A 21166-nucleotide genomic window follows, 5' to 3' on the forward strand; every position below is an offset into this window, starting at 1 on the left:
TCCCGAAATAGTTAAATTATTTTCAAAAAGATGATTTACTAGCGATGGTTTGCACATCAAGAATTAAAAAAGGGAATAAAGCGATGAAATTTTCTGAGCAGGCAGAAGAAATAATTACTAGCTTTACAACAGCTCCACCTAAGCTAGGAGACATAAAAAAACTGGCGAAAAACATTAAGAAAGACCATTGTCTTGGTATCGAACTTTGGGAAACGAAAAAACACTTTCCACGCCTTCTGGCAATTTTAATTTTTGAAAAAGCGCAGCTCAATGAGGAAACTATTCTTAAACTTACTGACGATATTCGATCACAAAACAAAGAAGAGCGTAACCAATTGCTAGAGTGGTTGCTGGCTAATCAGTTAATGAAAGATAAAAAACTTATAAGATTGTTGGAGTCGTGGGAAGGCCACAATTCTGCAATGCTGCGCCATTTGTTTTGGTATCATCAGGCTCGCTTACGTTGGACTGGTCAAACACCTCCAGATAACAGTGCTCAATTACTAATATCCTTAGAGGCTAAATTAGCGAGCGAAGATCCAGATGTTCAATGGGCGATGAATTTTTGTGCGGGTCAAATTGGTATTTTTCAAGAAGAATACAGAGCAAGATGTATAGCTTTGGGCGAAAAGCTAGCTCTATATAAAGATGAACATGTTGCGAAAAATTGTACACCTTCGTATTTACCAGAATTTATTCGTATTCAGTTAGAAAAACAGTGATAGCCGGAATGCTGTAACTTGTATTGCGAAAGCGAAAAAGCATCCGTGTGTCATAGCTTGTTAGCTTGAATAACACCGATACCATATATGGGGTCTCTTCCTTTTGGCCCTAAATCAAGCGCTTTTGCAGACAACATATCCATTACCTCGGCTCTCGCGGGAACAGAGTTTTCAGCTAACTTAGCCAGAATACAAACCAGTGCAGCGGATACAACAGGTGCCGCCATTGACGTCCCTGACTCACGACCTATACGCTGTTGAGATTGAGCCGTTACTACATTCACTCCCAACGCTGCATAGTCGATGTAAGGACCTTGATTAGACCATCGGTATGCTTTTTGATGTTCATCAATTGCACTAACAGCAACAACATCTTCATATCCAGCAGGATAAACCGCAGGAGCAGCAGGTCCTTCATTTCCCGCAGCTGCAACAATGTAAGCTCCTTGCTTATTAGCTGCACCAATGACCGCTTTCAATATGCTATTGGCTGGTCCTGCCAAGCTCATATTAATTACCATAACTTCCTCTTCAAGCAACCAATTCATAGCGTCAATAATGGCATTTAAACTTGCCCCTTGCGCATAATCTGACTGTCGATAGAGAACTTCCGCTGAATATAAATGTGCATTACCTAGTAAGGGCTTTTTATTTTCGAACTTGCCAAGTAATACGCTTGCTACAGCTGTGCCATGTAAAGTAGGCGATTTCACACCGCCGACAAGAAAGGATTTCGAACTGACTTTGCTATTACTTAATACAGGGTGGCCTCGATCCACCGCACTATCAATCATACCAATACGCAGATCATCAGCACAAAATGCACCATTTATTTGAGTACTAATAGAAGACGCACCTTGGAGCTGGATTGCATTAGCTTGGCCAGGAGTAGACTCAGAATTTTCCTGCATAGATTGCGCTTGGTAAATGTGATTTCTATCTAGTGTTTCAAGCGCCGGCTGTTTTAAATGATTCGCCAATGCCTGCTTTGAATCAAGTTGATCAGGTACAGTGAAACGTAATAAAGTCAGATTCAAGCCAGCATACAAGCGCTCCGAATCTATACTTGCGCCAAGGAAAACTAACGTACGTTTTGTTTCTTCATCAGCCAGCACAATCCATTGGTTTTTTATAGCTCGCCAATTATCTTCAACTCTGACTTCCGTCCAAGCTTGGTTTGTTACACTCCCACTTATGGTTAGTACATCAGGCAAAGCCTCTAAAGGAAAAGTATTAAAAGATTTCACATCCTGTAATAAACGTTTATTTATTTCTTGTTCAGGTAAGCTGGGCTTTAAACCCCGACCAAGTTCGCTGACGACAGAATCTACCTTTTCTATTTGCGGTACAATATCAATAGTATTTTGAACAACTTGCGCACTTGAAAATTGACTAACAGCGACTATTACTGCCGTAAGTAGAATCAATTTAATATTTCGAATTAAGAACATGCAATCCTCTAGAAAATAAAGCGGGGTTCATGAGTAAACGTTTCAGGTGAAAATAAATTTCATTTTTTTTGGAATAAATTTAATCGTGACACGTCATCTTAATAACAACTGAAAAATAAGAGATAACAAATGAGTAAATCTGCTGCAAATGTATCGTATGAAAATATCATACCAATGTTACGTCGTTTTGCCTATTCACTAACCGGCTCTACAGCTGATGCTGATGATTTAGTTCAAGTTACTTTGGAGAAGATCTTAAGTAAAGGTGTTCCAGATGATGTCGAGACCGTGAAATGGGCATTTAAAGTATGTCGTAATGTTTGGATAGACGAATATCGATCACAGAAAGTGAGACAAAAGGCAACTCAAGTACCAGAATTACAGGAGCAAGAAGTTGACCCTCAATCGGCACCTCACGAAGCTCAAGAGCGACTAGCTAAGGTAAACAGTGCAATGAACACCTTACCTGATGATCAGCGTTCTATATTGTCGTTAGTTGCCTTGAAAGGTATGTCGTATAAAGACGTTGCTTCAATTTCAGGTATTCCGGTTGGCACTGTTATGTCGCGTTTATCTAGAGCACGAACGAGTTTGCTAGAAATGGTTGGCAATCAAACTGCAGGACAAAGTTAATGAAAATTACAGATGAGAAATTAAGTGCATTCTTGGATGCCGAATTAGCACCAAACGAGATGGAAGTAATACGTTTGGCACTCGAAGTAGACGACAACTTGGTTATGCGTCTAGCGGAACTTAGTCAAGTTGATCAGTGGGTTCTTGAGAATGCTGAAGTCATGGATACTAAGCCAAGTCCCGCTAAACTAGTCGATTTAGCACAGCAGATAGATAAACGTGAAAAAGTTAGCCCCGAAACGTCAAATGTTGTTCAAATGTCTGCTTGGAAAAAAGTAGCTAGCAAAATTAGCACACCAATGTCAGTTGCTGCCGGTGTAATGTTGGCTATTACCGTTGGTGTAGCCACTATGAATCAGCAACAAGAACAGTCACTTTCAAACCAGATGGTGAATGTCTTGGATACTGTGACTAGCGGCCAAACAAGCACGCTTGATGAGCATATGAGTATAAAAACTCAGTTGAGTTTTGCGAACAAAAATGGTGATTTATGTCGTCAATATTTATTGATTGAAGAGCAGGTTCAGTCAAGCAATATAGCGTGCAAAGAAAACAATAATTGGCGCATACATGCTACGATTGAAACAAATCAACTGAACACACAAGGCTACCAAGCGGCTAGCAGTACACAAGATTTAGATAAAGTGATCGACGGTATGATTGTTGGTTCACCACTAAATAGAGACCAAGAGCAAAAAGCGATTTCAACTCAATGGAAATCAAAATAACTAGACGAGGTAAAATATGAAAACGAATATGAAAGCTAATTTAAAAAGTATCATGATTTTTTTATCAACGATGATGTTAATTACTGCATGTGCTTCCAAGCCTGATTACCGTGCTGCTACAAATGGTTCAGAAGGCTACAGTGAGCAGAAAATAGCAGACGACAGATATCGCGTGCAGTTCAAACTCTATTCAAAGAATGTTGCAGACGCGTCTGATTACGCTCTATTGAGAGCGGCTCAGCTTACTCAACAACAAGGTTATGATTGGTTTGTAGTCACCAGTAAAGAAACCTTTGTTGAATCGACGAAAATGGAGCCTGCAACAAGTATCGGTATGTCACAAAGTCATCAAACGGTGAAACATTGCGGTTTACTTACTTGTGATACCTACCATCGACCGTCTACTCATATGGAGGCGTCCATTTCTACTGGATCACAGGACCAGCGCAAAGAGATACAAACAGTTTTAGATATTAGAATGGGCAAAGGCAGCAAGCCGAATGACGAGAGTTACAATGCTCAAGACGTATTAGATAACTTAGGAAGTAAGGCAGACTAATCCTTAAAATAGTCTGCGCTAAATATATTTTCTGACTCCATTGGAAAGAAGCTGCACGTAAGTGTATGCTTCTTTTTTTTAACATGACAATACTCAATGTTCGAAAGTATTACTTACATAAGAAGCTTTGTATACATAAGGAGTATTGTACAGGACAGCAATAGCCGTTATTCTCTAAGTTAGAAAGCCTTTTCTTCAGCCAAGTTTGGACCAAAAGGATATAAGATTCAGTGAGTATATCTCAAATAAAATGCACCACTTCAACAATGACGTTCTGCCTATTGTTCATTCTCACCATATTCTTCACGAGTTCAGCTGAAGCAAGCCCTCCTGTTAATTATCATGACAAGAATTCGGATACAAATTTCACTGTTGAGTTTGAGTACTTTGAAGATACCGAAAAAGCGCTCGACTTAGATAACATAAGCAAACTTCCCGACTACCGATGGTCAAAAGCAGAAGGTGGTAGCGCGTCTTTTGGATTTAGTTCTTCCCAATTTTGGCTTCGCTTAAACATCAATAACGCGGAAGATATAACGAAAAATCTTGTATTTGAAATTAAATATCCACTATTAGACGATGTAACATTTTATCTATTGCAGGAAGGCAAAGTGATTCACTTCTCAAGTACGGGAGACAACAAACCTTTTTACCCTCGCGAAATCGATCACCCAAATATGTTAGCCCGTTTCCAATTGAAGGCTAATGAAGAACTAAGTATATATGCACGAGTGGAAACCAAAGGGTCCATGATTTTGCCCCTTAAGTTATGGCAAGAAAGTGACTTCTTTGAATACGCAGCAAAAGAGCAAAAATTTCATTTCTTTTACTACGGCTTTCTGACCGTAATAATGCTAATAAACTTGGCAATATTTTTTACTTTACGTGAAAAGCTCTATCTATTCTATTCTTTAGCCACTAGCGGTTATATTTTGTTTTTTATAACCTCGAGGGGTTATTCCCAGCAGTTGTTCTTGTCAGAATCCCCCATACTGAACACTCATTTATTTGTCGCTTCAATGCCTATTTTGGCTCTATTTTCTTTGTTATTTGCTCGCGAGTTTTTGCAAACCAAGGAACACAGCCCCAAAATGGATATTGCCATTCGAGGAATGATTTACTTTGAATATTTTAATCTACTTGCAGCTTTGTTTTTGGATTACAACACTGCAGTAAAAATATCGGCTGTCTCTGCACTCGTTCTTTTTGTTGTGCTTTCTTTTGCCGGACCTGTTAGCTGGCATGCAAAGAAGCGTGCGGGCGCCTTTTTTACAATCGCTTGGTTACCCCTCACTATTGGCTTTGCCGCCACTTCAGGGCGTACTTCTGGCATTCTTTCAGATAACTTCTTCACAGAATACGCAATGCAGTTAGGCTCTGGTTTAGAAGCCCTAATTCTCACACTCGCCTTGGCTGACCGTTTATATAGAGAGAGAGAAGAAAAAATAACAGCTCAAGCGGCTAACATTCAAAAAGAACAACAAAGGCTCGCAATTCAGAACCAGTTGTCAGAAGCGATGATGCGAGACCCCATCACCAACTTGGCGAATAGAAACCGGTTTGAGTGGCTTGCGGACGATATGTTCGAGCTACATAAGAATCAGGGTTTTGTAATTTGTGTTGCACGAGTAACCCGAATCAATGAGATTACCAGAACACTTGGGCTGTCGAGTGTCGAACAAATACTAAGATCGATTGCAGGACGCATGAACCCAGCAATTAGTAAGATGCCAGGCGTTATTACAGCTCAGAATTCGCAAGGTTCGAGGGATTCTACATTTCAATTGAGCGGCGATACATTTGGTGTGTTAATTAGGAAGAAGGAATTTGAAAAAAATATAGATCAATACAAAACGTTCATTCAGAAACTATTATTACCGATTGAACTGGATTTACTGTCCATCGAACTTGATCCGCTGGTCGGATGCGCGATGTATCCGGAAGATGGTCTCGACGCGGCTCAACTGATTCGCAATGCCTTAGTTGCAATGGAAAGCTCGCACGATGCGGGCGAGCAACTTGTATTTTATGATAACGCCTTAGATATTTATAATGAAAATCGCTTAACTCTCATGTCTGACTTAAAGGAAGCGCTTAAAAATGATGAACCTGAACTATATTACCAACCTAAACTCAATTTAAAGAATGACAATATTGTCGGATTGGAAGCCTTGATTCGCTGGCAACATCCGCAACTAGGGTTTATTCCACCTACTGACTTTATTCCGTTGGCAGAACAAACGGGCGTTGTTAAAGAACTGACAGCTTGGGTAATAGAACGTTCCGCTAAGGATCTTACGTGGCTTCGTAACGCTGGTTATAGAGGTAGCATCTCAATCAATATCTCAGCGAAGGATTTACTGAGCGAGAGTTTGCTCGAGCACATTCAAAGCATAATTGATAAGCACGCAATTGATGCTTCAACTATTATGCTTGAATTAACCGAAACGGCAGCAATGGATGAGCCTGAAGCGGGCTTAACCGCTTTGAATCAACTCGCTGCACTGGGCTTAAAAATTTCTATTGATGATTTTGGTGCCGGATATTCTTCCTTATCTTATTTGAAGAAAATTCCGGCATCTGAGATAAAGCTAGATCGCTCACTGATTATGGATATCACAAAAAGTGAGAGTGCTCGTCTCATCGTAAAAGCCTCAGTAGATATGGCACATGGTTTAGGTTACTCAGTTGTCGCGGAAGGTGTTGAAGATGCCGCCACACTTGATTTAGTCAAACAACTTGGGTGCGATGACTTGCAAGGCTTTTGGTTGTGCAAACCTAAACCGCTTCATGACATTAAGAAGTGGTTATCACGCAGGTCAACTGCCACACAATAAAACAGGTATAAGTTACTGCGCATGTCGACTGTGAAGTCGCTCCGTAATGGCAGAGTTTCCGCCTTGTAATCGGTGTTAAGCTTATCAAACCATACATAAATGATGTGCCCTAGTCTCTCTAAATAATTTTGATAGAATAGCAAAAAAAGAAGGTTTCTTGATGTTCACAAAAATAAGTACGGCTATTCTCCTAGTTGCTTTGATAGCCCCTGTAAGTGAGGCGAATAACTTAACTTCAACCAAAAAGGTGGATAATAAAGCTGTATTAGATAATGTCGTATTAGATGAAGTTGTATTAGATGAAGCTTTGTTGAAAAAAGCATCTAAGGATAAAAGCACCTTTAGCACAAACAAAACTGCAGAGCAGATTGCAAAACTTTGCTTTAGTTCAAAATGGGACAAAGCAGCACTTCTCCTAATAGCGGAGCAAGGTTTTGATATTGAAAATGACAGCGAACGCAATAACTTAGCAAAGCAACTAGTGAACTGTTTAGCGGTGCCTGATCCCAAGGTTCGAGACGAAGTTGCTTACTTTGGGCTAAGCAAATGGCTACGAGCGAATGAATTAAGTGAAGACTCTAAGCATGTTATTTTTGCAGCGTTGATTGAAAATTTCGGAAAACCGATCCCCGACGAGCATGACGTGTATCAAGCCTTTGTTGCATTGGTCTTATCTGAGTTCGCACGAGCAGATCGCAAATCACCTTATCTTAGTGACAAGCAACGAGAGCTCCTAGTCGCTAAAAGCACTGAATATATGGTCAACATAACTGACTATCGCGGATTCGATGAAGTCGTTGGTTGGCGTCATAAGGTTGCTCATACAGCCGACATATTCCTGCAACTCGCTTTAAATCCTGCGCTTAAGAAAGAGCAGTTGACTCGTTTGCTAAACGCCATTGGCGAAAAAGTCATCCCACATGAAGTACACTTTTACACTTATGGCGAATCCGAACGTTTGGCTAAACCTTTGTTATATATCTTTTTACAAGGCCAACACAATTCGGGTGATTGGCAAAACTGGTTAAAGCGCTATATAACATCTGTGCCCTTCGACGATTGGCAACAGGTTTTTTCTAGCCAGCAAGGCTTAGCTAGACTACATAATGCGCGCGCCTTTTTAACAACAATATTTGTTTTCATCGCAGACAGTAAAAACGAACAACTTATAATGTTGAAGCCTGCTTTAATAGACGCTTTAGATAGTTTACCTTAGGGTCTAGCATAGATGTTTCGACTAAATTTTAGGCTTTGTATGTTTTATCTTATCTCACCTTTATTTTAAAAGGAGAGCTAGTTTGATTTCGCGATTTTTACTACTTTTTTCAGCTACTGTTGAAAATATATTTGCACTTGCACTGTCTATTGTTTAGTTTGATCAGGATACCAAGGTAATGAAATCTTTAATCGATAATCGTGCGAATTAAACAGGCGGCGATAGGAATTCAATGAAAATTGCATCAATTCCAAAGAATGAGTCAGAACGAATAAAGGCATTGAATGATTACGATGTTCTTGATACTGACGCTGAGAAAGTCTTTGATGACATAACTAAGCTTGCTTCTCAAATCTGCAACACACCCATTACTCTAATCAGTTTGGTTGATTCCGAACGACAATGGTTTAAATCTAGAGTCGGATTAGATGCACTTGAAACGTCAAGAGACATTGCATTTTGCTCACACGCAATCCATGAAAACAAAATATTTGAAGTAGAAGATACCTTAAATGATACTCGATTTAGCGACAATCCTCTCACTACTTCAGACCCCAAAATTCGATTTTATGCAGGAACTCCCTTATTAACCCCCTCCGGTTATGCGATCGGAACACTGTGTGTCATAGATAGGCAACCAAATAAACTAAGTGAATTTCAGAGAGAAGCTTTAGAAACTCTAGGGCGAACCGTAATCTCTCAAATGGAGCTTAGAAAGAAAAACAAACAATTAATGCAAGCGAATGAATACAAAACTGACTTCCTTTCAAATATGAGTCACGAGTTGCGTACCCCTTTAAATGCAATAATTGGATTCAACCAGTTAATGCTAGAAAATGCAGAAAACTTCAATATAGGTACCCAACATAAAGAGTATTTACATCATATTGATACTTCGGGTAAGCGTTTATTGAGTGTCGTTAACTCAGTTCTCGACATTAGTAAAATAGAAGCTGGGAAAATGTCTGTTTCTAAAGCCCCCACGGACGTCAGGTTGATGATGTCTGACCTGAAAGGCATATTAAGTGTTTTAGCAAACGAAAAGAATGTTGACTTAGACATTAAGGTCACGGAAAAAGTGCCTGAGTTCCTTCAACTTGACGAAGAAAAATTTTATCAAATTCTGATGAATTTGATAAACAATGCTATTAAATTCACTCCTAGCGAACATTGGGTGAAAGCAGAGATAAACTATAAAAACGACTGCGTGATAGTTACCGTTGCTGACCAAGGTATTGGTATCGATAAAAAAAACCAAGAAAAGCTTTTTAGCAAGTTTCACCAAATCAAAAATAACAGTGATGCAAAAGGCAGTGGATTAGGCTTGTCAATTACTAAAGGCTTAGTTGATTTGATGGGAGGGAAAATTAGCTTGCTTAGTGATTTAGGTCGCGGAAGCATTTTTAAAGTAACACTTCCAGCCGAGGCAATTGAAGGATTACCCTCAGAGATAACTTCATCTAATAAGCGAAGTTTAACATTCAATACTAATGCTCGAATTTTGCTTGTCGAAGACAATGAGCTAAACCAAGTTGTCATGGAAGCCATTTTAAATTCGCTCGGCACTAAGTCACATATAGTCAGCAGTGCTGAAGGCGCAATTAGCATATTAGAAGAACAAGTTTTTGATCTGGTCTTAATGGATATACAGTTACCTAACATGAGCGGACTAGAAGCCGCAAGAATTCTGAAAAAATCTTATCCAGAGTTAATCATAGTTGCTGTTTCTGCGGACGCGTTCCACCATTATGGCGATAATCTAAGAGATAGCATTTGGGACGAATACCTCACTAAGCCGCTTAAAAAGGACAAGCTATTAGATGTCCTTGTAAAGTTTTTGCCTTCAAACGGACTCTAGCTTATTTAAACCTAGTTAAGCCAACTAAAGCACAAATTGCCCCGCCAATCATGCCTGCCCATGCCTCAATAGGAACGTCACCTGTTATTGCTTTTGTAATTTGAGTGCTCGCTGCATCATAGATGTTATAACCCCAAATTGCCAAAGCGACACCAACAACGATCAGTACTATTCCAATAATTTTATTATTCATTTATTTTCCTTTATTAAAGCGTTTATTTTAAGTTCTTATGCATCCAATTTGCCAATGCTACGGGTTGTTCAAGCGGCAACATGTGCCCCGCTCCAGCAAATATTTGCAGTCCGAATTGGCTATTGCTAGCTATTATATTTTCAATTTCTGTTGGCTTGGCAATATTATCCTGCTCCCCCACAAGAAAGTATGTTTCAAATGACTGTTTGGCTAATTGCTTAATTAGGTTTTTTCGTTCAGCCGTCGCGTTGCATTGCGCGGCAAGCACTGAAGCGCCTAAATCATCAGCCATATTAGCAATAGTATCAGAAGTATCACTGAGTCCATGATTATCACTATGCAGCAAATAGTCAATGCGAGTTTGAGTCATTCCTTTGTATTGCTTTTTCTTAATGGCTGTCAGCATCAACTTTCGTTGTTGTAACTCATCTGCATCCAAAGGCATTGCAGTACTAGACAATAAGGTAAGCGAGGCAACTCTACTTGGGTTTGCCAAGGCTACAAGTGCTGCAATATAACCCCCCATTGAAAAGCCAAACAAATGCACTTTTGACGGGAAGTAATCGAGCCTATCTTCACTCAATGCGATCATTTGAGCCAAACCCTCAGCCCATTGCAAAGGCACGAAGGCTTTTTGTTCAAGCGACTTCCCATTTGAATTCAATGCCTGCCACAAGGGAATGAAAATGCGTTCATCACATAGTGTTCCTGGGAAGAATACAACTGGCTCTTTAATAGAATCATTCATTTATACTGCTCCCAAAATAGTTTGAATTAGTTTATAAGGCTTCTAAAGCTTCTGACAGCCTACTCACAGGTACCACTTCTATGCCCTTAATTTTTTGTTTAGGCATGTTTGCTTTTGGCACAATTGCACGCTTAAAACCGTGTTTAGCGGCTTCGCTTATGCGGTCAATGCCATTTGGTACAGGACGAATTTCCCCAGATAAACCAACTTCCCCAAAAGCAATAAGCTCTTTAGGTAGCGTGTAATTACGGAAACTTGAGACCATCGCCAACAAGACCGCTAAATCAGCCCCTGTTTCCGTAATTTTAACGCCACCGACAACGTTTACAAACACGTCCTGATCGTTCATCTGAACGTTCCCATGACGATGCATAACAGCTAATAACATCGCCAAGCGGTTCTGATCAAGACCGACAGCAACACGCCGAGGATTAGACATTTGCGAGTAATCTACTAATGCCTGAATCTCAACAAGTAAAGGCCTCGTTCCTTCCCAAATTGTCATGACAATGCTGCCGGGAGAAGCTTCCTCCTCGCGATTTAAAAAGATAGCGGATGGATTAGAGACTTCTTTCATACCCTTTTCCGTCATGCCGAAAACACCTAATTCATTAACAGCTCCGAAGCGATTTTTAGTGCCACGAAGAGTGCGAAAACGACTATCGCTCTCGCCTTCTAGCATAATTGAGCAATCGATACAGTGTTCCAACACTTTGGGTCCCGCTAAGCTACCGTCTTTTGTAACATGACCAACCAAGAACATGGCTATATGATGCTGTTTAGCAAAGCGGGTAAGTGCTGCCGCACTCTCGCGCACTTGTGAAACACCGCCGGGTGCCGATGCTATATCGCTCATATGCATGACTTGAATAGAGTCAATGACCATAATAGTGGGCTTGTGCTGAAGTGCTAATTGGCAGATTGTGTCAACATTGGTTTCAGCGAGTAATTTGAGCTTGTCGGAAGGCAATTGAAGTCTTTGCGCACGCATCGCGACTTGTTGAAGAGACTCCTCGCCAGTGACATACAAGGTTGAATTGGTCTTCGCTAACAAGCACATCACTTGCAATAGAAGTGTACTTTTACCAGCGCCAGGTGAGCCCCCGATAAGTATTGCGGAACCAGGCACGATCCCACCACCTAATACACGGTCAAGTTCTTTAAAGCCTGAGGAAAAACGAGGCAATGCGGCTAAATCAATTTCGTTTAGCACTTCAACTTTTGCTGCAGTCAAACCTGAGAACCCGCTTCGACTTGCTGGAACACTTTTGGTCGGTGAATTTTCGATCACTATTTCAGTTAAAGTATTCCATTCTCGACAATCATTACATTGCCCCTGCCAACGTGGATGCTCTGAGCCACAGTCGTTACAAACAAAAGCTGTTTTTCTTTTTGCCATAATTTATTTGAGTTCTCAATATAGTGATGGTTTGAATAGTGGTCGTTTGACGTTTCGTGTTATCGTTTGAAGAGTAACGAAATTTGTGGCAAAAATCCTTGTAGAAATGAAGTTTTTTGCCGATAAACGAACTAATTAGATATAATAAACCTTGCGATAGACATAATACCCTATCTGGTAACAAAAACGACTGCTTCAAGACTAGGAATGCATGACAAACGATCTGTCAGAACACACATATCTCATACATAAACTGGCTCCATTCGTAGAGAAGCCTGAGTTTTCGCGTTTGCTATATGACGCAACTAAAGATTTAGGCAACGAAAAACGATTCTTGTTGAAGATGGAGATGAAGCGACTTTCCAAACCTTGTATTCGCTCTATTGATTTGAGAACAAGAGTAAACTCGCGCTGTCAGTTGATATCATTTCAAGGGATTAAACATTACCTTCATAAACCAGCAATTGAGTTATTTGAAGATTTGGTAGAGCGCTACGGCATATACACTTTTGGTGTTTACGAATCAGTTCTGAATTTAGCCGAACATGAGTTTAACCAGAATGCAGGCACTATGACCTCGACTGAAGATGTGGTCCAAGAACATCGAAAATCGAATTCAGAGAAATATATTGTTTCCAATCATCAGCTACTAAATTATGCGCATCGAAGTGAAGAGCGGATGAACTACGTGGTTCTAGTCGAAATATTTTTACACAACAAGCAGAGTTTATTTGCTTCCACTGTCGATATCAGCCCAAGCGGCTTAAAAATAAAGTTAAAAGACCCTGATGAGCTCGATATGGTGGATGCATTTACGCCGGTGAATATCGTTTTTCGAGGTTTTCAAACTGATTCTGGTGTAACCAAAGAATCCATCGAATATAAAGTGCTTGGTATTTCGAGAGAAGGCGAACAAGCAAGAGTTCACCTTTGTCGCGACTTGAAATCAGGCCCGACAGTGTTTAACAATTATGTAAACAAACTGATAAAAACCCACAAACGCAAATACAAGGTTAACCTTGATAATACTGTGTTAGCTTTAGATGACAAAATACACGAACAGGCTTTTGCCAGCACAACACCGTCTTTATCAATATTTGTAGATACAAAAGATCCAACAACACCCACTGCAAAACTAGCTTGCGTTAACGGCACCAATAAAGAAATCATGGATTATTGGTTGGATGAGGACGATGAACAATACATCGGCTTTATGCTTAACCCCGCTCGATTAGCTGGCATGATTGCAAATTCAAGTTCTGAGACTAGCATATGGGTTTACGCATTTACTCATATTAAAAACGGTAAAGTCTATTTCTACTCAGCGACCAGTGATGAACTAGAGGGCGAACCGAAACTCAAGTCCGTGTTTTTAAGTTACGCTTCACGCAAAGTTAGTTGGCGTGTTTATAAATTAGTGTGTACCGATATAGATCCCAAAGCTGCTTATGTGCCAAGCGCGATGCCAACTGGGATCAATCGTAAAATTGATAGATTAAATCGCCCGCTTACACCAAGGCTTGAGTCGAAACTAAAAAATATCAAACATATGATTAGTGTCACTGACGTTACGCACCTTGTCGCCCAGCAGTGTTACCAAAAGATCAACCTAGATAGAGATAAGGTCAAACAACTCGCTGTCTTTGGTCACCCAAGAAACAAGCCACCAGAGCCAGTGCTTTCATTTAGATTCAAACAGGAAGAGTTGCGCAAAGAGACCCGTTATAAATTGCGTACTGCGGTTAAGTTGGAAAATTATGACACGCATATCACTGGAGTAAGCGAAGACTGCTCGGTTAGTGGATTGAAAATCGAGCTCGACAGTCCTTTTGAGCAACGCATTAACTCAAGAGTTAGTATTTCATTTCCCGCCTTACAAAAGAAAACAACGCAGTTTGTATTAGAAGATTTAAAGTATAGAGTAAAGCACATTAACTACGACCAACTGGTGCTCCATCTCGAGGCTATATCAGAGCAAGAGTTAAGTGTTGCTGAAAAATTCTTTACGCTGTTAATCGACAACAACAGAGATAAACTAAAAACGCTTACGAATGAAGAGTCCGTTCCTGGTATGGGGCATGCACTTAGATGTTTACAGGCGAGATATTCTCCTCAGCTTTGTACTTATATGCAAAAACAAAGTCGAGGCTATTTTCCAATATCCACAACCATGCAACCTATTAGAGCATCGTGGTTAAACTTGCTGAAACACGATATGCCAGCCACAAAAATGAACACAGGGTGGCTTTTTCAAGATAAACACAAAAGTAATGCATTCATACGTGATGCCTTGCGTATATTGCGAATAGAGCATCGTCCGGTTCAAGCCGAAATTTATGTCGCATTTGACCCGAACGAACCTGACTATGAAAAAGCTATTGTCGCTCAATGGGAGCGCGAATTAGCTACGCATCGTTCAAAATTACAATTTATTAAAACAGCGAGGGCAAGAGGTGAGTTTTATGCCTTTAGTGTGCATATTAGCCGATCTAATCGTCCAGACACATCTTTCTTAGAACAAGAGATGGCGTATATAACGCGCTATGCTATTCACAAAGCAAAGCAGTTGGAAGAGAAAATGTGGGATATTTCGGGTCAAATCTACCTTACTGATATCACTCAGGAAGCAATATACCGCTATCATTTGAACGAGTAGGCATATAAATAGCGCAATTGTCTTTCCGGTATTTAGTATCCTTTCGGGAAATGCTGGCAAGGTAACTTTAAGAACGTACGCTTTTTAATCAAATTTTTATATACAACAGTTATTTAGCATTTATTCATGCAATTAAGTGCTAAATATCTCTCGCTCGACGTGCTCTTTCTTATAAACAACTATAAACAACACTTTTCATTTCTAACAATACAGCTAATTCATTGTTATATATGATATATATTTAATTTTCATTCTTTTAAAATACCACAATAATTAGACTTTAGTCTAATTATAGAATTATACTTTAACGACAATTATATGATTTTAAATCATTTTTATGTATCACCTCTAAAACCTATTATTTTATTTGATACTTTTTAATCTTTAACGAAGTGTTTTAATGGAACAGTCGCAAAACAGGGAAGCATATTCTTTGTTGAGCGGAGCAAGACCATGGATACACCCACATCGAAAATGAAAAAAGGCGGTAAGGATATCGTCTTTTTTTATGCCCAAAACTCTTCTTTATGTAAAAACGCTTAAGATCACTTGCTTGCTTCTTCGAATGAGTGCTAGTTTATTAAGCTTCGACGTTCTTTAGTATTAAAGGTAGCAAATGCGCAACTATCAATTCAGTCCAGCAAATTTATTAAGACCAGCTTATTTATTACGTACCTTCGTGCTCTTATTTACATTTTTACTCTTTAGCTGTGATAAGTCTGAGGTGGGTGATATATCACTTGGCTTGTTCACCACCAAAGATATCAAACTAAACACCTTAGTTGACCCCTTAGTACCCGGCGTTACATGCCATGTGGCTAGTATTGAAGCCGATTTAAGTCTCGCAGACCCTTCCGATAGCTCAATTGCCTGCCGCCAGACAGGCGAGATAACACTCGAGATGATTGCTAAAATTGATAAATCGAAATCGGGGGATGTTGTATTTAAAAAATCAAAGAGTATCTTTTTTAAAACAATGAAAATTAGACGGATATATGATGCTGAATCTCAAACCCTAATGTATGTCTCTTACTCGACTAAGGAAACATCCGGGAGCTTCAAGCACAGCCTCTCTACTGTGCCATTGTGGGGAACAAAAGCTTACCTCAACCCAACAAATATAAAACAGCCTCAAGACCGCTAAAGCGAATTGAGTTTGCCGCCTGAGCTTGCACTTTAGGCTTTGCTTTAAAAGCAAGGCCGCTACCTGCAACAGACATCATCACTAAATCATTTGCTCCGTCGCCAACCGCGATGGTATTTGCCACCGGGATATTATTCTCTTTCGCTATACTCAGTAATACGTCAGCTTTCGCTTGAGCATCGATAACTGCACCAAGCACTTTCCCGGTGAGTTTGTTGTCTTGTACTTCAAGCGTATTACTTGTTGCATAATCGATATCAAAAAGATTCTTTATGTAATCAGCAAAATAGGTAAAGCCACCAGATGCAATGGCAATCTTCCAATCATTGCGTTTTAATTCGTTCATCAGGGTAAGAAAACCTGGCATAAATGGAAGACGCTGACGAATACTTAACAGCGCATCAAGCTCTACACCTTTTAAACAGGCAACTCGATGATGAAGGCTCTCTGCGAATGCTATCTCACCTTGCATTGCTCGCTCGGTTACTTGTGCTACGGCTTCACCTACGCCAGCAAGTTTCGCGATTTCATCAATGCACTCCATCTCAATTAAAGTGCTGTCCATATCGAACACTGCTAAGCCTTTCTGTGATAAAGAAAGACTCGGTTTAATAAATATATCAATAAAAAAGGCTTCACTTAATTGCTTCAGCTTTTCATTGAGTTGCGCCGCACTCATCACCTTGGTATCGACACTACATTCAATATTGACTACCATTTTATCAAACGCTAAATGGTAAGCATTTGGGCTTATTCTTGCCCACTCTGTTTGAATAGCCAACTCACTCAAAATATCCGCAATAGTCTCAAAGTTAAGTCCGGTAGCTGCAACGATCAAAGTGTGTGAATAAGCCTCATCACCGCGCGCTATTTTCTCATCTCCTCTCTCGACGTCTTGCTCTGCTGTGTTGACGTCTTCTTGCCCGCCGTCTTCTTGCCCGATTTCTTGTTTCCTGATCTGCTCACCTTCGGTCTCAATGGGATATTGACTATACCAATTGAATACTTGTGTTTTAGCAAGCGCGGCTTTGTTAACTTCCTTTGTATTGTTATTTTGAGCGTCATTTAACGGAGCTTGGGCTTGGCACAACAAATTATTTTTCTTTAAGTAGCTCGCAAACTTACTGGTGCTGAGCTCTGCAATCACTGCTGATGGAATAAGGTACAAGGTGGTTCCTAAGAAAGAAGCGTTACTCTGAGTGAATTGATAATACCCAAAGGCTAAGCGCAATAAAACAAAGTCTTGGCAAAAAGCGTTATTTATCCTATTGTTGCTGAAACACAACAACTCAAGAGAAACCTTTGTTTAGTCAATCTACACCAAAATTTTCCGCATTGAAGCGTATCTCCAATTTTATATTGGCGGTTTGTATTGTGGTCATTGGTGTAAACTTATGGTTTATGCATAGCAAAAATGCAAATGATTGGTATAGCCTTGAGTCAGAACAACTGGGAAGAAGCCTAGCCTCACAAGCTGCACGAATGCTAGCAGGGCCATTACAAAAAGACGATCAAGATAGTATCGAAAACTATGTCAGTACCATTGAGACAGACAGTTTTGTAAAAGGTACTTCTTTATATGATCAAAGCGGCAAAACAATAAAGAGTTTTGATGAAAACTATTCCATTATTGAAGAGTTTCGAGTAAAAAATCAGCCGCCATTAATATTCGTCGAAGATATTATTTATGAAGGTAAAACGATTGGATACGTGAAGTTGTTGTTAGATAGAGAAGCTATAATTAAACATCACAAAGCGTTTAATCAAACGCAATTAATGCAAACCGGTCTGATTATTTTGCTCACTGCAATTTGCGCCATGATCCTTACCCGACTGTTTTATAAAATCCGAGCAAATTATCAATTTAATGGCAAAGCAAACAGTCTTAAATAATTTTCCGTTGTTTGCCTCACGACTTCATGCTTCGTTATATTTTTTAGTTTGCTTAAAGCATCAACGACATGAGTTAACTGGCTAGGTTCGTTTCTCTGCCCCTGAAAGCCATTAATTGGCATATCCGGCGAGTCAGTTTCAATGACCAGCCTATCTAATGGCAAGTTCGAAATCGTCTCTCTCGTTTTTTTAGCTCGTGGATATGTGATAGTGCCGCCTACCCCTATAAGAAACCCCATATCCATATATGTTCGTGCTTCTTGGTAGCTACCTGAAAAGGCGTGTAAAATACCTCCTCCTTCATATCTGTGTTCTTTTAGCGCAGCTATTAAATGATTGTGCGATTTTCTGTGATGCAGAATGATAGGTTTTTTGTATTGTTGGGCAAGAGTAAGTTGGTAACGAAGTATGTGTTTTTGGTAAGCCATATCAAGGGCTATGCTGCCATCCAAACCCATTTCACCAAAAGCGATATATTGTTGACTGTGCAGAGCGGCTAAGCGAGCAAGCTCATCAAGCATATGTTGAGTTTGCTCGGTATCTTGCTTTTGCAGGAAATAAGGATGTAGCCCAAGAGCAATATCAAGTTGATGATATCGCTGCTTTAATTTTAGTAATGCTGGAAATTGTTGATTGCTTAACCCGAGCACTAATAGACGCTCGATACCTATTTGGAAAGCGTGTTGGAGCACGTCTTCACGGTCAGCGTCGAATGCATCTAAGTCAATGTGACAATGGCTGTCAATCATAAACTAAGGCATAAGGCGCTGAGTTGTCCAAGTACCATTCTCTTGTTTATTGTATTCAAAACGGTCATGAAGGCGATTTTCTCCCCCTTGCCAAAACTCAATTTGTTGCGGTTCAACTCGAAAGCCTCCCCAAAAATCAGGCAATGGCACTTGTCCTTTCGCAAACTTTTCTTTCATCTGAGCGAATTGAGTAATTAACAATTCTCGAGTTGAAATAGGCTGGCTCTGCTGTGATGCCCACGCGCCTAATTGGCTATCTTTTGGCCTTGAGATAAAATATTTGGCAACTTCTGTTCGAGAAAGCGCTTTGGCAACTCCCATCACTCGAACTTGACGCTCCATAAAATGCCAAGGGAAATGTAATGAAATTTTACTGTTGTTTGCGAGATCTTTAGCTTTTCGGCTACCAAGATTGGTGTAAAAAACGAAGCCATCCTTGCTTAAGTCTTTTAATAAAACAATGCGTTGGCTGGGTTGTCCGGATGCATCAACAGTTGCCACCGTCATCGCGTTTGGGTCAGGTAACTCAGCATTAATAGCGTCGTTCAACCATGTTTCAAACAAATCAATAGGGTGCTCTGTTAGCACGTCTTGAGTAAGTCGCCCGGCAGTGTACTCTTTTCTAAAATCACTCAGCGGTTTCATTTTTAACATTCCTAAATGGCAGCAAGGGTTTGCTACCTTGTATTAACGAGAGAAACTCAGCTTCGGTTTATTACGATTTGAAGTCATTGTCATAGCCTAAGGAGCGTAAGGCTCGTTCATCATCAGCCCAACCGGCTTTGACCTTAACCCATAACTCAAGAAAAACCTTGTTATCAAACAGGGCTTCCATATCTTTACGCGCTTCTGCGCCCATAGTTTTTAGGTGACTACCTGACTTACCAATAATCATACGCTTCTGCGTTTCACGTTCTACCAAAATCAAACCATTGATGTGGTAGATCCCTCTTGGCGTAAGCTTAAACTGTTCAATTTCTACAGTGGTAGCATAAGGCAACTCGTCACCAGTAAAACGCATCAGCTTCTCGCGAATGATTTCAGCAGCCATAAATCGACTCGAACGGTCGGTGACATAGTCCTCTGGGAAATAAAACTCGCTTTCAGGTAATGACTTCAATACGAGCTGGCGTAAGTGATCTATTTGTTTATTTTGCTTTGCGCTAACTGGAATGACGTTCTCAAACTCATGCTTCTCATTAAGCGTTTTCAAGGTATCCATTAGCTCAGCTTTATCGCTGACTTTGTCGGTTTTATTTACAATTAACCAACAGGGGATATTTGCTTGCTTTATCTTATTTAAAACCAATTCGTCATCTTCAGTCCAACGCGTGCCTTCAATCACAAACAGCACTAAGTAAACTTCACCTAATGAGCTTGCCGCTGCACGGTTCATCAAACGATTGATTGCGCGCTTTTCATCGCCATGCAGCCCTGGGGTGTCAACGTAAACAGCTTGACGATCACCTACAGAATCTATGCCCATGATGCGATGGCGTGTCGTTTGTGGCTTTCGCGATGTGATACTGACCTTTTGGCCCAATATCTGATTTAGTATGGTCGATTTCCCAACATTTGGGCGACCAACAATGGCAACCATCCCACAATGTGTTTTACTCATTCAATAATTTCTCTAGTGTTTGTTTTGCCGCATTTTGTTCGGCTTGTCGACGGCTTTTGCCTTTACCAATTTGGCTGGTATTTAATGGCTCTACAGTGCAATCAACTTCAAAAGTTTGTGCGTGATCTTTTCCGCTAATCGACACAACTTCGTAATTGGGTAGTGGCAATTGCCTGGACTGCAAGTACTCTTGCAGTTGTGTTTTATTGTCTTTAATTTGAATATTCGGGTCCAGCTTTTCTATTCTGCTAGCGAACAACTTACTTATCGTGCTCTTGGCGGCTTCAATTCCAGCCTCTAAGAAAATAGCCCCAATTACAGCTTCAACGGCATCGGCGAGAGTTGAGCTGCGGCGATGCCCTCCACTTTTCATTTCACCAGAACCTAGTTTTAAATAGGTTCCAAAATCATGTTCTTTGGCAATCACGGCCAAAGTATCACCTTTAACCAGCGAGGAACGCATTCTGGTTAGTTTCCCTTCAGGCTGAGATGGAAAGCGTTGATACAACAATTCTGCCACCACCATGCCTAAAACGGCATCGCCTAAAAATTCGAGTCTCTCGTTGTGTATTTTGGCAGCACTACGATGTGTAAACGCTTGCTCAAGCAAAGCCTGATTTTCAAACTGGTAATCAAGTACTTTGTCTAATTTTTTATATGGATTCATTTTCGCTCTTTGCGATGCCTATTTAATTTACGACTCAAGTGGTAATAAAAAACTTACCAGAATAGTAAAAGATATAGGCACCTTAACCGTCA

General features: G+C 40.2%; 19 protein-coding genes. 10 read left to right on the forward strand and 9 right to left on the reverse strand.

Annotated elements, in window-relative coordinates; translation table 11 throughout:
• Positions 1–83 precede the first annotated feature (83 nt).
• Entirely contained in the window at positions 84–722 is a 639-nt protein-coding gene (locus ACKLNX_RS02835; protein WP_412971141.1) for a hypothetical protein, read from the forward strand.
• Between the two features lie 50 nt (positions 723–772).
• Here ACKLNX_RS02835 and ACKLNX_RS02840 read toward each other — a convergent pair whose 3' ends face one another.
• Complete coding sequence (locus tag ACKLNX_RS02840) at positions 773–2173, reverse strand: S8 family serine peptidase (protein WP_412971142.1); 1401 nt, start codon at positions 2171–2173, stop codon at positions 773–775.
• Positions 2174–2302: 129 nt separating this feature from the next.
• Between ACKLNX_RS02840 and ACKLNX_RS02845 the strand changes: the two genes are divergently transcribed.
• The 6 genes from ACKLNX_RS02845 (at position 2303) to ACKLNX_RS02870 (ending at position 10004) form a co-directional block, all read left to right on the forward strand.
• Positions 2303–2806 (forward strand): RNA polymerase sigma factor, encoded by a 504-nt coding sequence (locus ACKLNX_RS02845; protein WP_412971143.1) that lies wholly within the window; start codon positions 2303–2305, stop codon positions 2804–2806.
• Positions 2806–3534: a hypothetical protein gene (locus tag ACKLNX_RS02850; RefSeq protein ID WP_412971144.1), complete on the forward strand. Its 729-nt coding sequence runs from the start codon at positions 2806–2808 to the stop codon at positions 3532–3534. Before ACKLNX_RS02845 ends, ACKLNX_RS02850 begins: the two co-directional genes overlap by 1 nt.
• A gap of 16 nt (positions 3535–3550) precedes the next feature.
• Positions 3551–4093, forward strand: a complete 543-nt coding sequence (locus ACKLNX_RS02855) for a CC0125/CC1285 family lipoprotein (protein WP_412971145.1) — start codon at positions 3551–3553, stop codon at positions 4091–4093.
• A 230-nt stretch (positions 4094–4323) separates the two neighbouring features.
• Positions 4324–6930 carry an EAL domain-containing protein gene (locus ACKLNX_RS02860; protein ID WP_412971146.1) on the forward strand — a complete coding sequence of 869 codons (2607 nt, stop codon included), beginning with the start codon at positions 4324–4326 and terminating at the stop codon, positions 6928–6930.
• A 160-nt stretch (positions 6931–7090) separates the two neighbouring features.
• Positions 7091–8146 (forward strand): DUF2785 domain-containing protein, encoded by a 1056-nt coding sequence (locus ACKLNX_RS02865; protein WP_412971147.1) that lies wholly within the window; start codon positions 7091–7093, stop codon positions 8144–8146.
• A 232-nt stretch (positions 8147–8378) separates the two neighbouring features.
• Positions 8379–10004 carry an ATP-binding protein gene (locus tag ACKLNX_RS02870; protein ID WP_412971148.1) on the forward strand — a complete coding sequence of 542 codons (1626 nt, stop codon included), beginning with the start codon at positions 8379–8381 and terminating at the stop codon, positions 10002–10004.
• Position 10005: 1 nt separating this feature from the next.
• On the opposite strand, the gene ACKLNX_RS02875 is transcribed toward ACKLNX_RS02870, so the two are convergent.
• From ACKLNX_RS02875 to radA, 3 genes are read right to left on the reverse strand one after another with little or no spacing between them, the layout of a single operon-like run.
• Positions 10006–10197 (reverse strand): DUF3185 family protein, encoded by a 192-nt coding sequence (locus ACKLNX_RS02875; protein WP_411694869.1) that lies wholly within the window; start codon positions 10195–10197, stop codon positions 10006–10008.
• 22 nt (positions 10198–10219) lie between these two features.
• Complete coding sequence (locus ACKLNX_RS02880) at positions 10220–10945, reverse strand: alpha/beta fold hydrolase (protein ID WP_412971149.1); 726 nt, start codon at positions 10943–10945, stop codon at positions 10220–10222.
• Positions 10946–10976: 31 nt separating this feature from the next.
• On the reverse strand, positions 10977–12344 hold the full coding sequence (radA, locus tag ACKLNX_RS02885; RefSeq protein ID WP_411694871.1) for a DNA repair protein RadA: 1368 nt from the start codon (positions 12342–12344) through the stop codon (positions 10977–10979).
• A gap of 211 nt (positions 12345–12555) precedes the next feature.
• Here radA and ACKLNX_RS02890 point away from each other — a divergent pair, with 211 nt between their 5' ends.
• Together ACKLNX_RS02890 and ACKLNX_RS02895 are read left to right on the forward strand one after the other, a co-directional pair.
• Positions 12556–15000, forward strand: a complete 2445-nt coding sequence (locus tag ACKLNX_RS02890; protein WP_412971150.1) for a PilZ domain-containing protein — start codon at positions 12556–12558, stop codon at positions 14998–15000.
• Between the two features lie 616 nt (positions 15001–15616).
• On the forward strand, positions 15617–16144 hold the full coding sequence (locus ACKLNX_RS02895; protein ID WP_411694873.1) for a CreA family protein: 528 nt from the start codon (positions 15617–15619) through the stop codon (positions 16142–16144).
• On the opposite strand, the gene serB is transcribed toward ACKLNX_RS02895, so the two are convergent.
• Positions 16107–17312 (reverse strand): phosphoserine phosphatase SerB, encoded by a 1206-nt coding sequence (serB, locus tag ACKLNX_RS02900; protein ID WP_412971151.1) that lies wholly within the window; start codon positions 17310–17312, stop codon positions 16107–16109. The genes ACKLNX_RS02895 and serB overlap by 38 nt on opposite strands.
• A gap of 134 nt (positions 17313–17446) precedes the next feature.
• On the opposite strand from serB, the gene ACKLNX_RS02905 reads away from it, so the two are divergent.
• Positions 17447–18037: an AhpA/YtjB family protein gene (locus ACKLNX_RS02905; RefSeq protein WP_411694875.1), complete on the forward strand. Its 591-nt coding sequence runs from the start codon at positions 17447–17449 to the stop codon at positions 18035–18037.
• Here the strand turns inward: ACKLNX_RS02905 and ACKLNX_RS02910 are convergent.
• From ACKLNX_RS02910 to rnc, 4 genes are all read right to left on the reverse strand, one after another.
• The gene (locus ACKLNX_RS02910; protein ID WP_412971152.1) at positions 18004–18786 is read right to left on the reverse strand and encodes a TatD family hydrolase; all 783 of its coding nucleotides are present in this window, start codon (positions 18784–18786) and stop codon (positions 18004–18006) included. The two genes, ACKLNX_RS02905 and ACKLNX_RS02910, sit on opposite strands and share 34 nt — an antisense overlap.
• Before the next feature lie 3 nt (positions 18787–18789).
• Positions 18790–19431 (reverse strand): pyridoxamine 5'-phosphate oxidase, encoded by a 642-nt coding sequence (gene pdxH, locus ACKLNX_RS02915; protein ID WP_411694877.1) that lies wholly within the window; start codon positions 19429–19431, stop codon positions 18790–18792.
• A 70-nt stretch (positions 19432–19501) separates the two neighbouring features.
• Entirely contained in the window at positions 19502–20407 is a 906-nt protein-coding gene (gene era / locus ACKLNX_RS02920) for a GTPase Era (RefSeq protein WP_412971153.1), read from the reverse strand.
• A complete protein-coding gene (rnc, locus tag ACKLNX_RS02925) occupies positions 20400–21074 on the reverse strand; it encodes a ribonuclease III (protein WP_411694879.1) in 675 nt (224 codons plus the stop codon). The genes era and rnc overlap by 8 nt, the downstream gene beginning before the upstream one ends.
• Positions 21075–21166 lie beyond the last annotated feature (92 nt).

It is taken from the genome of Glaciecola sp. MF2-115 (assembly GCF_047250385.1).
Taxonomy (GTDB): domain Bacteria; phylum Pseudomonadota; class Gammaproteobacteria; order Enterobacterales; family Alteromonadaceae; genus Glaciecola.

Excerpts from the sequence above, each read along its gene's own strand:
- ACKLNX_RS02910 (WP_412971152.1), bottom strand. The coding sequence starts at position 18,786 with ATGATTGACAGCCATTGTCACATTGACTTAGATGCATTCGACGCTGAC.
- ACKLNX_RS02895 (WP_411694873.1), top strand. The coding sequence starts at position 15,617 with ATGCGCAACTATCAATTCAGTCCAGCAAATTTATTAAGACCAGCTTAT.
- rnc (WP_411694879.1), bottom strand. The coding sequence starts at position 21,074 with ATGAATCCATATAAAAAATTAGACAAAGTACTTGATTACCAGTTTGAA.
- ACKLNX_RS02855 (WP_412971145.1), top strand. The coding sequence starts at position 3,551 with ATGAAAACGAATATGAAAGCTAATTTAAAAAGTATCATGATTTTTTTA.
- ACKLNX_RS02880 (WP_412971149.1), bottom strand. The coding sequence starts at position 10,945 with ATGAATGATTCTATTAAAGAGCCAGTTGTATTCTTCCCAGGAACACTA.
- ACKLNX_RS02865 (WP_412971147.1), top strand. The coding sequence starts at position 7,091 with ATGTTCACAAAAATAAGTACGGCTATTCTCCTAGTTGCTTTGATAGCC.
- ACKLNX_RS02840 (WP_412971142.1), bottom strand. The coding sequence starts at position 2,173 with ATGTTCTTAATTCGAAATATTAAATTGATTCTACTTACGGCAGTAATA.
- ACKLNX_RS02875 (WP_411694869.1), bottom strand. The coding sequence starts at position 10,197 with ATGAATAATAAAATTATTGGAATAGTACTGATCGTTGTTGGTGTCGCT.
- ACKLNX_RS02850 (WP_412971144.1), top strand. The coding sequence starts at position 2,806 with ATGAAAATTACAGATGAGAAATTAAGTGCATTCTTGGATGCCGAATTA.
- radA (WP_411694871.1), bottom strand. The coding sequence starts at position 12,344 with ATGGCAAAAAGAAAAACAGCTTTTGTTTGTAACGACTGTGGCTCAGAG.
- pdxH (WP_411694877.1), bottom strand. The coding sequence starts at position 19,431 with ATGAAACCGCTGAGTGATTTTAGAAAAGAGTACACTGCCGGGCGACTT.
- ACKLNX_RS02890 (WP_412971150.1), top strand. The coding sequence starts at position 12,556 with ATGACAAACGATCTGTCAGAACACACATATCTCATACATAAACTGGCT.
- ACKLNX_RS02870 (WP_412971148.1), top strand. The coding sequence starts at position 8,379 with ATGAAAATTGCATCAATTCCAAAGAATGAGTCAGAACGAATAAAGGCA.
- ACKLNX_RS02845 (WP_412971143.1), top strand. The coding sequence starts at position 2,303 with ATGAGTAAATCTGCTGCAAATGTATCGTATGAAAATATCATACCAATG.
- ACKLNX_RS02835 (WP_412971141.1), top strand. The coding sequence starts at position 84 with ATGAAATTTTCTGAGCAGGCAGAAGAAATAATTACTAGCTTTACAACA.
- era (WP_412971153.1), bottom strand. The coding sequence starts at position 20,407 with ATGAGTAAAACACATTGTGGGATGGTTGCCATTGTTGGTCGCCCAAAT.